The organism is Lentzea alba (genome assembly GCF_047445655.1).
Lineage (GTDB): Bacteria > Actinomycetota > Actinomycetes > Mycobacteriales > Pseudonocardiaceae > Lentzea > Lentzea alba_A.
The window spans coordinates 151232-165412 of the sequence record NZ_JAJAEG010000020.1 but is presented as its reverse complement, the minus strand read 5'-3'; the positions used below and the strand labels follow the sequence as shown (position 1 = coordinate 165412).

Below are 14181 nucleotides of genomic sequence, written 5' to 3'. Positions count from 1 at the left end.
CTGGGGAGGGCCGAACAGGGCGGGAACAGGCGATCGTGACACCCCCCATACTCGCGTTGTCACTCTCACCTTCCGGCTGATCACTACTTTGCACTGCGGCGCTCACACTTCGGTCACACCGAGTCCACGCCTCTACACTCGGCGCTCGGTCACCTGGGGGAGGGGACGACGTGGCAGTCGAGTACCGCGTGCTGGGGCCGCTTGAGGTACTGCTCGACGGCGTCCCGGTCGGTGTCCCGGCCGGACGGTGCCGCGTGTTGCTCGCCACACTCCTGTTGCGCGCCAACCAGTTCGTGTCGGCGGACGAGATCGTCGAACGGCTCTGGGACGGGTCACCGCCCAGCATCGACCGCGCGGGCAAGACGTTGCACATGGTCGTGGCCCGGCTGCGGCAGGCGCTCGGTGCCGCCAACTGCGTGCAGACCGGTGCAGGTGGTTACGCGGCGGTCGTCGACGCGAACCAGCTGGACCTGTTGCGGTTCCGCGCCCACCTCAACGCCGGCGAGCACGCGGAGGCGACCGCGTTGTGGCGCGGGCCGGTGCTGGCGAACGTGAGCTCGGAGTCGTTGCACCGCGACGCCGTGCCCGCGCTGGCCGTCGAACGCCTGACCGCGCTGGAACACCGGATCGACGCCGACCTCGCGCGAGGTGTCGCGGCGGAGCTGGTGCCCGAGCTGCGCACGCTCACCACGCAGCACCCGTTGCGGGAGGTGTTCTGGGCACAGCTGATGCTCGCGTTGCACCGCAGCGGCCGGCAGGCGGACGCGCTGGCGGCGTTCCACGAGGTCGCGGTCGTGCTGGACGAGCAGCTCGGGGTCACGCCGGGCCAGCGGTTGCGGGAGGCGCAGCAGCAGGTCCTGGCCGGTGACGCGCCGGTTCGGGTGGCCCATCAGGTGCCTCGTCAGCTGCCCACGGCGTTGCCGCACTTCGTCGGCAGGGAAGCCGAGCTGACCCGGCTCGACGGCGTTCTCGGCACGCGGCAGCCGATCGCGGTGATCAACGGCAGCGGCGGCATCGGCAAGACGTCGCTCGCGGTGCAGTGGGCGCACCGGGTCGCCGGCCGGTTCCCCGACGGGCAGCTCTACGCCGACCTGCGCGGGTTCGACCCGACCGGCGCGCCGGTGAACCCGAACAGCACGGCCCGCGACTTCCTGTTGGCCCTCGGCGTGCCGGCGGACGAGATCCCGGTCGCCACCGAGGCGATGCTGCAGAGCTACCGCGCCCTGCTGTCCCGGCGCCGGGTGCTGGTGCTGCTCGACAACGTCCGCGACCTCGCCCAGGTGCGGCCGTTGCTGCCGGGCGGCTCGCGCAGCCTGGTCGTGATCACGTCCCGCAACCGCTTGCGCGGCCTGGTCACGCAGAACCGCGCGTTCCCGTTGGACGTGCTGGACCAGGACGAGTCGATGGTGCTGTTCAGCGGCCGGGTGGACGCGGACCGGGTCGCGGCCGAGCCTGCGGCGGCCACCCGGCTGGTCGAACTGTGCGCGGGACTCCCGTTGGCACTTGGCGTGGTGGCCGCACGGGCGACGCTCGACCAACACCCGTTGAGCATGCTCGTGCAGGAGCTGGAGCATGCCGCGTTGGACGCGCTGGACACCGACGATCCGCTGACCAGCGTGCGGGCGGTGTTCTCGTGGACGTTCGGGTGCCTGAGCCCGGCGGCGGCGCGGTTGTTCGTGCTGCTCGGCCTGCATCCCGGCCCGGACGTGACCGAGGCGGCCGCGACCAGCCTGATGGCGGCGCCCGCGGCCGAGGCGTTGGACGAACTGGTCCGCTACAGCCTGATCAGTTTTGACGGCCGTTATCGCCTGCACGACCTGATGCGTTCGTACGCGGCGGAAGAAGCAGCTCATCGCTTGTCTGCGGATGAACGTGCTGCAGGTCGGCAACGGATCTTCGACCACTTGTTGCACTCGGCGCTGGCCGCGACGGCCCGCTCCGACCCGTTGCGCCAGCCGATCACCACGCCTGCTGCTGTTTCTGGTGCCGTGGTGCTCACGTTCGAGACGAACACCGACGCCGATCGCTGGTACGCGACAGAACGCGCGGTGCTCGGCTCGGCCGTGACCGCGGCCGGCGAGACGGGATTCGACGGGCACGTGTGGCGCACGGTCTGGGCGATGCGCCACTTCCTGTTGGCAACGGGCCGCCGGCGAGAAGGAGAACGCCTGCAGCGCTTGGCTTTGGCAGCTGCCCAACGCGCCGGGGACGTCGAGGGCCAGTGCCGCTCGCGTCGCGGCCTGGTGTCGTTGCTGGTGCCGGAGCAGAAGTTCGACGAGGCGGAAGAACACCTGCGCGCGGCCGTAGCGCTGGACTCGTTGCTGGGCGACCAGATCGGCCTCTCGAACGACCTGCGCGGCCTCGCCTACCTGCTGGGCCGCCAGGGCAAGTACGCCGACGCCCTGGATCCACTCGCGCGTGCGCTGGAGGTGGCCATGGCGAGCGGCGACCAGATCGAACTGGCCAGCGTCGCGGCATCACTCGGGTTCGTCCACAACGAACTCGGCGACCACGTCGAGGCCGCGACCTGGGCCGTGCGAGCACGCGACATCTTCCTGGAACTGGTGCCGGACGAACGGGACACGGTCGTCGCCTCGAACCGGGACACGCTCGGCAGCATCTACCGCGCGCTGGGCCGCTACGAGGAGGCGGAGGCGAACTACCTCCGCTCCGTCGAACTGCAGGCAACCCTGTCGTACCGGCACAACCAGGCCGACACGCTGGTGCGGCTGGCCGACATGAAGCTGGAGCTCGGCGAACGTGACGCGGCCCGCGGCTACTACCACGCGGCGCTCGACATCTACGACGATCTCGGCTTCGCCAAGGCCGACGACCTGCGCGAACTGCTGGCCCGCCTGGGCTGAGAGACCGGTCCGGCCACAGCGAAGAGGGAGGTAGCTGCGGTCGGACCGGCCACGCATAGGGTCTTCGACACCGCTCACACTTCGGTCACATGCCACTCGGGAGGCGGCCAGTGCCAGTTGAGTACCGGGTCCTCGGCCCGCTGGAGGTGCTGCTCGACGGCACCCCGGTGCCGGTGCCGGCCGGTCGATGTCGAGTGCTGCTGGCCACGCTGTTGTTGCGCCCCAACAAGTTCGTGTCGATGGACGTGCTGGTCGACAGGTTGTGGGACGGTGAACCGCCATCGCCGGATCGCGCGCACAAGACGTTGCACATGATCGTGACCAGGTTGCGCCAGGCGTTGGGTGCCGCGAACTGCGTGCACACGTTGCGCGGCGGGTATCGCGCCGATGTCTCCTCTTTGGACCTGCTGCGGTTTCGCTCGTTGGTCGCGGTCGGTGACTTCGCCGCCGCCACGCGGTTGTGGCGCGGGCCGATGTTGTCGGACGTCCGATCGGACGCGTTGCACCAGCACGACGTGCCGCCGGTGACCGAGGAGTGGCTGCTGGCGCTGGAACGGCGGATCGGTGCCGACCTGGAGACGGGGAAGGCCGCTGATCTTGTCGCTGAGCTGCGCGGGTTGACGGCTTCGCACCCGTTGCGGGAGGTGTTCTGGGGACAGCTGATGCTGGCGCTGGCGGAGTCCGGGCAGCAGGCTGCGGCGCTGGCCGCCTACCAGGAGGTGCGCTCGTCGCTGGCCGACGAGCTCGGTGTTGATCCGGGTGCGGAACTGCAGGCCGTGTACCAGCAGGTGTTGTCGGGTTCGGTTCGCGTGCGGGGGCCGGTGCCCCGGCAGTTGCCCACGGTCGTGTCGCGCTTCGTCGGGCGGTCAGCCGAGCTGGACGAGCTGAGCTGCCTCGCAGGTGGTGACTCGTTGGTGATCGCGGGGATCACCGGTACCGCGGGCGTGGGCAAGACGACCTTGGCCGTGCACTGGGCTCGTGGTGTCGCTGATCGTTTTCCTGGCGGGCAGCTCTACGTGAACCTGCGGGGGTTCGACCGGCATCGGGAGCCGATGTCGCCGGGCGACGCGCTCGGCCGGTTCCTCGAAGCGCTCGGCATCGCCCCTGACCGCGTGCCGGTCGACCTCGAAGCCGCCTCGGCGCTGTACCGCAGCCTGGTCGCCGATCGGCGCATGTTGGTGTTGCTGGACAACGCCCGCGACCCCGAGCACGTCCGCCCGCTGCTGCCGGGGCCTTCTCCCGGTCTGGTGCTGATCACGAGTCGCGACCGGTTGACGGGGCTGACCGTCAACGAAGGCATGCAGCCGTTGGCGTTGGACGTGCTCAGTCACGCCGAGGCGCACACGCTGTTGATCAGCAGGCTCGGCGCGCAACGGGTCGACGCGGCCGACGAGCTGATCAGGTGGTGTGGAGGGTTGCCACTGGCTCTGGCGATCGTGGCGGCCCGTGCCGCACAGTCCCCGAAGCGGCCGTTGTCCGCGTTGGTCGCGGAGCTGGCCGACGAACGCACCCGTCTCGACACACTGGACACGGGCGACGTGGCCACCAGCGTGCGGGCGGTCTTCCAGTGGTCCTACCAGCAGCTCGGTCCCGCGGCCGCGCGGATGTTCCGGCTGATCGGGGTTCACCCTGGACCGGACATCACGGTGGCCGCGGCCGTGAGCCTGGCGGCCCTGTCCGTCGACGAGGCGCAGGAGTGCGTGCGGGAACTGGTCGAGGCGAACCTGTTGTCCGAGCACGTGCCCGGCCGGTTCACGTGCCACGACCTGCTGCGCGTCTACGCGGCCGATCGTGCGGCAGCGGAGGAGTCACCCGAGGCTCGTGACGGGGCTCTTGAGCGGACGTTCGACCACTACATCCACACTCTGATCGCAGTCGACGAGACCCATCACGCGCGACACCGGCAGTTCTCGAAGAAGCCTCCTTCGGCGCCGGGGACGGTTCCGGAGGAGTTCGCCGAGCTCGCGGCGGTGCACGACTGGTTCCGCGCGGAGGCGGGCGTCCTGCGCGCCGTGATCGCCCAGAGCGAGGCCCAGGGCTTCGACCGCCACACCTGGCAACTGGTGTGGATCGCGTTCGACCTGATCGACCGGATCGGCCCGTGGCGCGACTGGGCGTGGGCGCTCGGCAGTGCCGAACGTGCCGCGACAAGGGTCGGCGAGCACGAACGCGCTGCGAAGATGATGTTCCTGGAGGCCGTGGCCATCACCAGGCTCGGCCGGTACGAGGAGGCCGGGAGCAGGTTCGACGCGAGCAGCCGCACGTACGCGGAACTCGGCGACGTGCACGGGCAGGTGCGCGGCCAGAGCGGGCTCGCGTGGACGTTGGTCGTCCTTGATCGCGCGCACGAGTCGCTGCAGGTGGCGCAGGCCGCCCTCGACCTGCAACGAACTGATCCCGGTGCGACCGCCGAACAGATCGCCCTGGCCATCCAACCGGTCGTGGAGGCGTTGCTCACCATCGGCGACTACCAGCAGGCGCTGGAGCTCTGCACCGAGATGCTCGCGCTGAGAAAGGACCTCGAAAGCCCTTATGACCTGGCCAGCTGCTCCCTGACCAGGGGGACCATCCACCTGAGGCTGGGGGAGTTCGAGCAGTCGATCGAGGTCCTGGGGCGTTCACTCGCCGGGTACGAACAGCTCGGAAGCTGGTTCGACATCGCCATCGTGAGGAGGATGCTCGGCGAGGCGCACCAGGGCCTCTCCGACTTCGAGGAAGCTCGTCGGTGCTGGATCGTGGCGCTGGAAGCCTTCGAGTTCCACCAGCACCCCTACGCCGAGCTCGTGCGGACACAACTCGCTTCGTTGCCCTGACCAGGCCTTCAAGTACTGAGCGGTGCTGGTGGCCCCCCAGGAAACTTTGCCACCAGCACCGCTGGGAAGAACTCTGCCGGAGCCCGCTCACACTTTGCTCACACCGCGATCACTCCGCGTCTACACTGCCCCTGACCTGGAGGGATGTTGCGAGTCGAGTACCGCGTGCTGGGGCCGTTGGAAGTGCTTCTCGACGGCGTGCCGGTGGCTGTTCCGGCAGGTCGCTGCCACGTGCTGCTGGCTGTGTTGCTGTTGCGCCCCAACCAGTTCATCTCGGCCGACGACCTGATCGACCGCGTGTGGGAAGGCGAGCCGCCTTCCGCAGCTCGCGCGCACAAGACGTTGCAGATGGTGGTTCGCCGGCTTCGGGTGGCGCTGGGCGAGGCTGATTGCGTGCGGACCCGGCCTGGGGGCTATCAGGCCGCGGTGGATCCCGATCAGCTCGATCTGCTGCGGTTCCGTGCGCTGGTCGGCTCTGGAGACTTCGGCGCGGCCTCGGCGTTGTGGCGTGGGTCGGTGCTCGGCAACGTGCCGTCCGAGCGGCTGCACCGCGAGGACGTGCCGCAGCTGGTCAACGAGCGGCTCACGGTGCTCGAACGGCGCATCGACGCCGATCTGGACCGCGGGCTCGCCGGTGAGCTGGTGGCCGAGCTGCGGTCGTTGTGTGCCGAGCACCCGCTGCGGGAGCCGTTCTGGCGGCACCTGATGCTCGCGCTGTACCGGTCCGCGCAGCAGGCCGAGGCGCTCGCCGCCTACCAGGACGTTCGCGAGAAGCTGGCCGACGAGCTCGGCATCGACCCCGGTCCTGAGCTCCAGGAGCTGCACCAGCAGATCCTGCGTGCCGAGGTGTCTCCTGGGCGACGTCAGGTGCCGCGTCAGCTGCCGGCGGGTGTGCGGAACTTCGTCGGCCGCGATCCCGAACTCGCGCTGCTCGCCAAGCCGTCCGCTGTCACCGTCGTGCACGGTGTCGGCGGGGTCGGTAAGACGGCCCTGGTGCTGCGCTGGGCTCGTGAGGTGCGGGAGGAGTTCCCGGACGGCGACCTCTACGTGAACCTGCGCGGGTTCGACCCCGAGGCCCAGCCGATCGATCCGGCGGTCGCGGCCGAGATGCTCCTCGTCGGCCTCGGCGTGGAGGACGTCCCGCTTGGTGCAGAGGCTCGATTTGCCTTGCTGCGCACAACTTTGGTCGACCGGCGGTTGCTGCTCGTCCTCGACAACGCCGCATCGCCGCGTCAGGTCCTTCCGCTGCTGCCTGGGTCGGCCGGGGTGCGAGTGGTGATCACCAGTCGCAACCAGCTCCGTGCGCTCGTCTCGCAGCACGACGCGGCCACGATCGGCTTGCAGCAGTTGGACTTCGACGCGGCACGGTCGTTGCTCGCTGCTGTGCTGGGCGAACAGCGGCTCGACGCGGAACCGGAGCCCGCGCGCGAGATCGTGGAGTGCTGCGCCGGGCTCCCGCTGGCACTGCGGGTCTTCGCTGAGCGGGTCTCACGTTTCCCGGACACGTCGTTGCGGGAGTTCGTCGACGAACTGGGTGCGGCGCGTCTCGATGCGTTGAGCGACTTCGAGGACGTCGACGTGCGTGCGGTGTTCAGCTGGTCGTACCGAGCGCTGGACGACGAGTCCGCGCGCATGTTCCGGCTGTTGTCCGTCCATCCCGGTCCAGACTTCGACGTGAGTGCAGCTGCGGCCTTGGCAGGAGTCTCAGTCGCTCAGGCCCGGCGGTTGCTGGAGCGCCTGGTAGCCGACCACCTCGTGCAGTCGCGCTCGCCGGGTCGCTACGACTTCCACGACCTGTTGCGCGCCTACGCGGTGGAGCTCTGTGGCGATGACGAGGCAGCGGCGTTGAGGTTGACCGAGTGGTACGTCCACACGCTGGAGAACGCCACGTCTCTCGACGGCAGCAAATGCTGGCCCGAGCCGGCGCGGTGGAAACCGGAGTGATGCCGCAGCAGTTCTCGTCGTGGACCGACTCGCTGATGTGGCGGCGCCAGGAGTGGGCGAACTTGAGAGCCGTCGTGTCCGCAGCGATTGCCCGAGGCTGGGACCGGCATGCCTGGCTGGTTCCGCTGCACCTGCACGGATACCTCCTCATCCAGCCAGACCACCGGCGCGAGGCTGTTGAAATGTTCGAGGCCGTGCTGGGCTTCGGCACTGCTCGGGAGCAGATGATCCTGCAGCTCAAGCTGGCATCGCTCTACGACGACGTAGGTCGGCGGGACGACGCGTTGTACAGCTTCGAGACCGCACTGCCACTCGCGCACGTGGCGGAAGAGCCCTACGCGGAGGCAGCAGGTCTGATCAACGTATCCGTGCTGTACCGCAGGCTTGGTCGAACGGATGACATGGCGAACTCCCTGCGGCGGGCGCTCTCGATCGCGGTCAAGATCGGCGATCGGTACCTGGAGGCTGTCTGCCGACTCAATCTTGCCGGAACGTGGAATCTTCAAGGTCGCCACGCCGAGGCGTTGCTGGACGCCGAACTGGCTGTCGCCGCCGCCTCAGGTCTGGGCGATGAGTACCTGACGATTCGTGTTCACGGTATGTGGGCCGCGACTCTCGCCAATCTGGGTAGGTACGACGAAGCGCTGTCGGAACTCCCGTCGGTCGTCGCGGAGCTTCAGCAATTCGGCGACGCCGACGCCGAAGCGGCGATGCAGGAATCGATCGGCATAGCGCTGGCCGGCCTCAATCGGCATGAAGAAGCTGCCGCCGCATGGCAACGCGCAGAGCGCCTCTGGCGTGATCTCGGTGATGAGCACGCGGAGAGAGTCGCCCAGCGGCTGGCAGAGCTTGGCTAGCCGGGGACGAGAGCGGCATCCCCCAGGTGCAACTGCCGCTCTCGTCCTCGGCTGGTCACCACCTTGCCAACCTCCGCTCACACTTCACTCACACTCAACGTCTCACGTGGACAGAACCGTTGAAGGGGTCATGAACGTCGAGTACCGCGTCCTCGGACCGCTGGAGGTGCTGCGCGACGGCGTCCAGGTCCCGGTGACCGCCGGTCGCGGACGTGTGCTGCTCGCCACGTTGCTCTTGCGCCCCAACGAGTTCGTGTCCGTCGACGAGCTGGTCGACCGGCTCTGGGACGGAGAGCCGCCCACTGTCGACCGGGCGCACAAGACGTTGCAGATGGTCGTGCGGCGGCTTCGCATGGCACTGGGCGACGCCAACTGCGTGCGCACGACGACCGGCGGTTACCTCGCCGAGGTCGACCCGGACCGCCTGGACCTGACCCTGTTCCGGCGCCTGGTCGCCGAGGGCGAGTTCGCCGCCGCGCTGGCCCACTGGCGCGGTCCGGTGGCCGCCGACGTCGACTCACCGCACCTGCACCGCGAGGACGTGCCGCAGCTGGTCGAGGAACTGCTCGTCGCGACCGGCAGGCGCATCGACGCCGACCTGGCGCGCGGCCGCAGCTCGGAGCTGGTGGCCGAACTCCAGGAACTGACCGGGCAACACCCGCTGCGCGAGGGCTTCTGGGCCCAGCTCGTGCAGGCACTGCACCGGGCAGGCCGGCCGGAAGAGGCGCTCGCGGCGTACGAACGAATCCGCGCCCACCTGGCCGATGAGCTGGGCGTCGAACCCGGCCAGCCCCTGCGTGAGCTGCACGAACGCCTGCTCGACCCGGCCGGCGTACCGAGGCAGTTGCCCGCACCACCCGAACACTTCGCCGGGCGCGACCGCGAACTGACCAGGCTGAGCGCCCTCGCCATCGGTGGCGCGGCCGTGGTGATCACCGCGATCGACGGCACCGCGGGCATCGGCAAGACCGCGCTGGCCGTCCGCTGGGCCCACACCATCGCCGCGAAGTTCCCGGACGGCCAGCTCTACGCCGACCTGCGCGGCTTCGACCCGTCCGCAGACCCGGTCGCCCCGGCCGACGTGCTGGCGGGGTTCCTCGACGCGTTCGGCGTGCCAGGCGGTCGGATCCCCGCCGACCTGCCCGAACGCGCCGCGCTCTACCGCAGCGTGATCGCCGACCGCCGCGTCCTCGTACTGCTCGACAACGCCCGGGACGTCGAACAGGTCCGCCCACTGCTCCCTGCCGGCCGCGGCTGCCTGGCTGTCGTGACCAGCCGAAACCGCTTCACCGGCCTGGTCGTCCGCGAAGGCGCCGTCCCGGTGACGCTGGACCTGCTCACCGCCGAGGACGCCACCGCCCTCCTCACCGCCCGTCTCGGCGAGGAGCGCGTCCAGTCCGAACCGGACGCCGTTGCCGACCTGATCGCGTTCTGCGCCGGCCTGCCCCTCGCGCTCGCCGTACTGGCCTCCAGAGCAGCCGACGACCCCACACTCACCCTGCGCGCGCTCGCCGACGAACTGGCCGCCAGCGACCTGCCGGACAGCGTCGAAACGGTCTTCACCAGCTCGTACCGCACGCTCGACCCCGCCACCGCCCGCCTCTTCCGGCTGATCGCTCTCGCGACCGGCCCGGACATCTCGCTGGACGCCGCCTCCGCCCTGGACGGCAGGCCTCGCACGGAGGTCCGCAAGTCGCTGCAAGACCTGACCCGCATGCACCTGCTGACCGAACGCACGCCGAACCGCTACTCGTTCCACGATCTGCTGCGCGCGTTCTCGCTGGCCAGATCCGAGGACGCCGAACGCCCAGCAGCCGTACGACGACTGCTCGACTTCTACCTCCACACCGCAGAAGGCGCGGACCGCCTGCTGCGTCGCAGCCGGGTGGCGCTGACGTTGCCGGAGATCTCCACCGGCGTGACCCCGACCCCGCTGGCCGACCGCGCCGCAGCCCTGAAGTGGTCCGAAACCGAGCACCGCAACCTCATGGCCGCCACCCGCCTCGCCAGCGGGCACGGCCTGTACCAGCACGCGTGGCAGCTCCCCACGACGATGTTCGGCTACCTGAACGTCCGCCAGGTCCCCTCCGAACGTGTGGAGCTGTGCCGGATCGCCCTGGATGCCGCCCGAGCGGCCAACGACCCGTTCGCCGTCGGCAACACCCTCCACTCGCTCGGCAACGCTCTCAGCGCCACCGGCAGCTACGACGAGGCCGACGACTGCTACGCCGAGGCGCTGGCAGTGCGCGAGAACATCGGCCACCTGCACGGCATCGCGGTCACTCTCGACCAGTGGGCCGTCAACCACGGCCGCCGCGGCGACCTGAAGTCAGCACGCCCGCTGCACGAACGAGCCGTGGAACTCCGCCGCGTCCAGGGCGAACCCGCAGGCCTCACCACGGCCCTGAACAACTACGCCATGACCCTGGTGGGCCTCAAAGAACACGAAACCGCCCTGGCCGCCAACGAGGAGGCCTACGCCACCATCACCACGGCGGGCCTCGACTACCTGCTCGCCTCCACTTTGGACACCAGAGGCATGCTCCTGGCCGAACTGGGCAGGATCAGCGAGGCGATCGCGACCTTCCACCGCGCCCTCGCGCTGCCCGAGGACCAGGTCGCCACCTCGGTCCGCCTCGTGACGCTGGAGAACCTCGCCGACACCCACCTGCGCCGCGGACGCCCAGCAGACGCGGTGGCCGTGCTGCGGGAGGCGCTGCGGCTGCGTGAGGCGCAGGGCAACGAGCCGGCGACGGTCCAGCTACGTGCCCGAATCGCGGAACTCGGTTGGTGATCGGCAGACTTTTGCGGAAATGTCAGACTCGTTGACCGCCGACCTGCGAGGGGGTGACCGGTGACCGTCGAGTTCCGTGTGCTCGGCCCGTTGGAAGTCCTGCTGGACGGCGAACCGGTCCCCGTCCCGGCCGGTCGCTGCCGAGTGCTGCTGGCCACTTTGTTGTTGCGCCCCAACAAGTTCGTCTCGGTAGACGAGCTTGTCGACCGCCTGTGGGACGGCGAGCCGCCGACGGTCGACCGTGCTAACAAGACGTTGCACCAGACCGTGCTGCGGTTGCGCCAGGCTCTGGGCGCGGCCAACTGCGTGCGCACGACGGCCGGTGGCTACCTGGCCGAGGTCGGGCGGAACGAGCTGGACCTGCTGCGGTTCCGCGAGCTGGCGCGGTCCGGCGACTTCGCCTCCGCGACGGAGCTGTGGCGCGGCGCAGCGCTGGCGAACGTGGCATCCGAGTCGCTGCACCGCGACGAGGTACCGCTGCTCGAAGACGAACGACTGGTCGTGCTGGAACGCCGGATCGACGCCGACCTGGACCGCGGCCTGGCGAGCGAGCTAGTCGCCGAACTGAGCCTGCTCACCCAGCAACACCCGCTCCGCGAACACTTCTGGGCCCAGCGCATGTCGGCGCTCTACCGCTCAGGCCGGCAGGCCGAAGCTCTGGAGTGCTACCGCGAGATCACCGCGCTGCTGGCCGACGAACTGGGCGTCGATCCATCCCCGGAACTGCGCCAACTGCACCTCGCCATGCTCAACGGCGAGGCCACGGCCCAGACGGAACGGTCGCGGCAGGTGATCTGCCAGCTGCCACCCGACACCGCGAACTTCGTGGGGCGTGAGTCGTTGTTCCGGGAGGTGGCGGCAAAACTCACGGCGTCGGACGACGGCGTGCCGGTGGTCGTGTTGAGCGGTGCTCCCGGCGTGGGCAAGAGCGCGTTCACGATCAGGACCGCGCACCGGTTGCGTGATCGTTTTCCCGACGGTCAGCTGTTCGTCCGTCTGAACGGAGCCGGTGCCGCTCCGCGCGATCCGGCCGAGGTGCTCGGCGAACTGCTGGTCGCTCTGGGCGTGTCGATCACCGGTATGCCTGATGGTCTGGAAGCCCGGACCGCCGCCTTCCGGGCCCAGCTGGCCGATCGCTCGATGCTGGTGGTCCTGGACGACGCAGTCGGGCCGGAGCAGGTCAGACCACTGCTGCCGGGCATTCCCGGCTGTGCGGTGTTGGTCAGCAGCCGGCAACGCCTGGTCCAGATCGAAGGCGCGCACGGTCTGCGCGTGCCGCCGTTGAGCCGCGAGGACGGGTTCTCGCTGCTGGCGGGTGTCATCGGTGAGTCTCGAGCGGCCACCGACCGGGATGCTGTCGGCGCCATCGTCAACGCGTGTGGTGGTCTGCCGCTTGCATTGCGGGTCGCCGGTGCCCGGCTCGCTGCCCGTGAGTCGTTGCCCCTGCGTTCGCTGGCGCGCCGGTTGTCCGACGAGCGGCGCCGGCTTGACGAGCTCACCACCGGTGACCTGGAGATCCGCGCGACGTTCGGGCCGAGCTACGAAGCCCTGCCGGCGGACGCGGCGGCCGCGTTCCGGCGGCTCGGACTGCTCGGCTCGACCGACGTGGCGTCATGGGCGGTCGGGGTGCTGGCGGGCGGCGACGGTGAGCGGCTGGTCGAACGGCTGGTGGAGGCGAACCTGCTCGACGAGGTCGGCCTCGACCCGACCGGTGAACCGCGTTATCGCATGCACGACCTGCTCGCGGTGTACGCGGCCGAGCTGGTTCGCGACGAGGATCAGGAACTCGTCACCGCTGCTCAGCGCGACTACGTCGAGGTGCTGCTGACTCTCGCCGACGAGGCGGCTCAGGACTGGTTCGCCGCCGATGACACGCCGAAGCGCCCCATCACGCGGTCGAAGTTGCTGGAGCCCGCGGAGATCGAGCGGCTGACCGAGAGCCGGGGCAAGTGGCTGCTCGCCGAGATGCTCAACATCGACCGCGCAATCGCGCTCTGCCTCGACCACCACTGGGTCGAGTCGGCCGAGAACCTGCTGCACCGCGCTCTCGTCTATCTCGACGTCTACCTCCCTCACGAGCGGATCCTGCAGGTGTGCGAGCGCGTCCGCGAGGTGGCGCTCGCCGAAGGCCACGACCTGATCGCGTGGCGCTCCCACCTGCGGCTGACGAGCCAGCTGGTGACGAGGAACGTCTCCGAGGAGGTCATCGCCGAGTACGCGCGGTGCGTGGATGGGTTCGAGGCCGCCGGAGCCCAGGCCGAACTCGCGGTCGCTCTGGGAGCGTTGGCCTACTACAAGATGCTCCACACCGGACAGCCGCAGATCGCACTCGCCGAACGCGCGGTGGCCGCCGCGCGGGCGAGCGGCGAGCCCCGCACACACGCGAGCGCCTTGCGCGAGCTGGGCACGATGCTCGCGACCGAAGGGCGCCACGTCGAGTCGGTCCGGGTTTTCGACGAGGCGCTGGTGCTAAGCAGGAAGATCGGCGATCGCAACGACCTGGCGATGGTGCTGAACAGGATCGGGTCGAGCACGTTGGCGAGCGGTGATCTCGAGCGAGCCAGCGCGGCGAGTCGTGAGGCGCTGGACCTGATATCCGCGCTGGGCGACGATCGGGGCGCGGCCTACTGCACCGTCCTGGTGTCCCAGGTCGATCTGGCGCTGGGTGACGCGAGTGCGGCGTTGATCGGAGCGGAGAAGGCCCTGAGCATCTTCGAGGCGCTGGGCGAGCGCCGGGGGAGCATTCGAGCGCTCGCCGTGGCCGCAGAGGCGGACCTCGCACTCGGCATGGTCGAGAAGGTGATCGACCTGGCGACCACCGCCCTGGAGAACTACGCGGATGCGGGTGACACCGCGGCAGAAGAACGACTGAGGGCCGCGCTGGCGGAAGCCAAGCGGAGGGTGTGAGC

The 14181-nt window shown here is 69.5% G+C and carries 6 protein-coding genes; all 6 read left to right on the top strand.

Annotated features, from left to right (window positions below; all coding sequences use genetic code 11):
• Nucleotides 1-170 precede the first annotated feature (170 nt).
• The 6 genes from LFM09_RS31020 to LFM09_RS30995 all read left to right on the top strand — a co-directional run bounded on the left by LFM09_RS31020 (nt 171) and on the right by LFM09_RS30995 (nt 14179).
• Nucleotides 171-2864, top strand: a complete 2694-nt coding sequence (locus tag LFM09_RS31020; protein WP_414100115.1) for a BTAD domain-containing putative transcriptional regulator — start codon at nt 171-173, stop codon at nt 2862-2864.
• Nucleotides 2865-2974: 110 nt separating this feature from the next.
• Nucleotides 2975-5677: a BTAD domain-containing putative transcriptional regulator gene (locus LFM09_RS31015; RefSeq protein ID WP_414100114.1), complete on the top strand. Its 2703-nt coding sequence runs from the start codon at nt 2975-2977 to the stop codon at nt 5675-5677.
• A 144-nt stretch (nt 5678-5821) separates the two neighbouring features.
• A complete protein-coding gene (locus LFM09_RS31010) occupies nt 5822-7621 on the top strand; it encodes a BTAD domain-containing putative transcriptional regulator (protein WP_414100113.1) in 1800 nt (599 codons plus the stop codon).
• Nucleotides 7621-8478, top strand: a complete 858-nt coding sequence (locus LFM09_RS31005; protein WP_414100112.1) for a hypothetical protein — start codon at nt 7621-7623, stop codon at nt 8476-8478. The genes LFM09_RS31010 and LFM09_RS31005 overlap by 1 nt, the downstream gene beginning before the upstream one ends.
• Before the next feature lie 130 nt (nt 8479-8608).
• A complete protein-coding gene (locus LFM09_RS31000) occupies nt 8609-11272 on the top strand; it encodes a BTAD domain-containing putative transcriptional regulator (protein ID WP_414100111.1) in 2664 nt (887 codons plus the stop codon).
• Between the two features lie 60 nt (nt 11273-11332).
• Nucleotides 11333-14179 carry a BTAD domain-containing putative transcriptional regulator gene (locus tag LFM09_RS30995; RefSeq protein ID WP_414100110.1) on the top strand — a complete coding sequence of 949 codons (2847 nt, stop codon included), beginning with the start codon at nt 11333-11335 and terminating at the stop codon, nt 14177-14179.
• Nucleotides 14180-14181 lie beyond the last annotated feature (2 nt).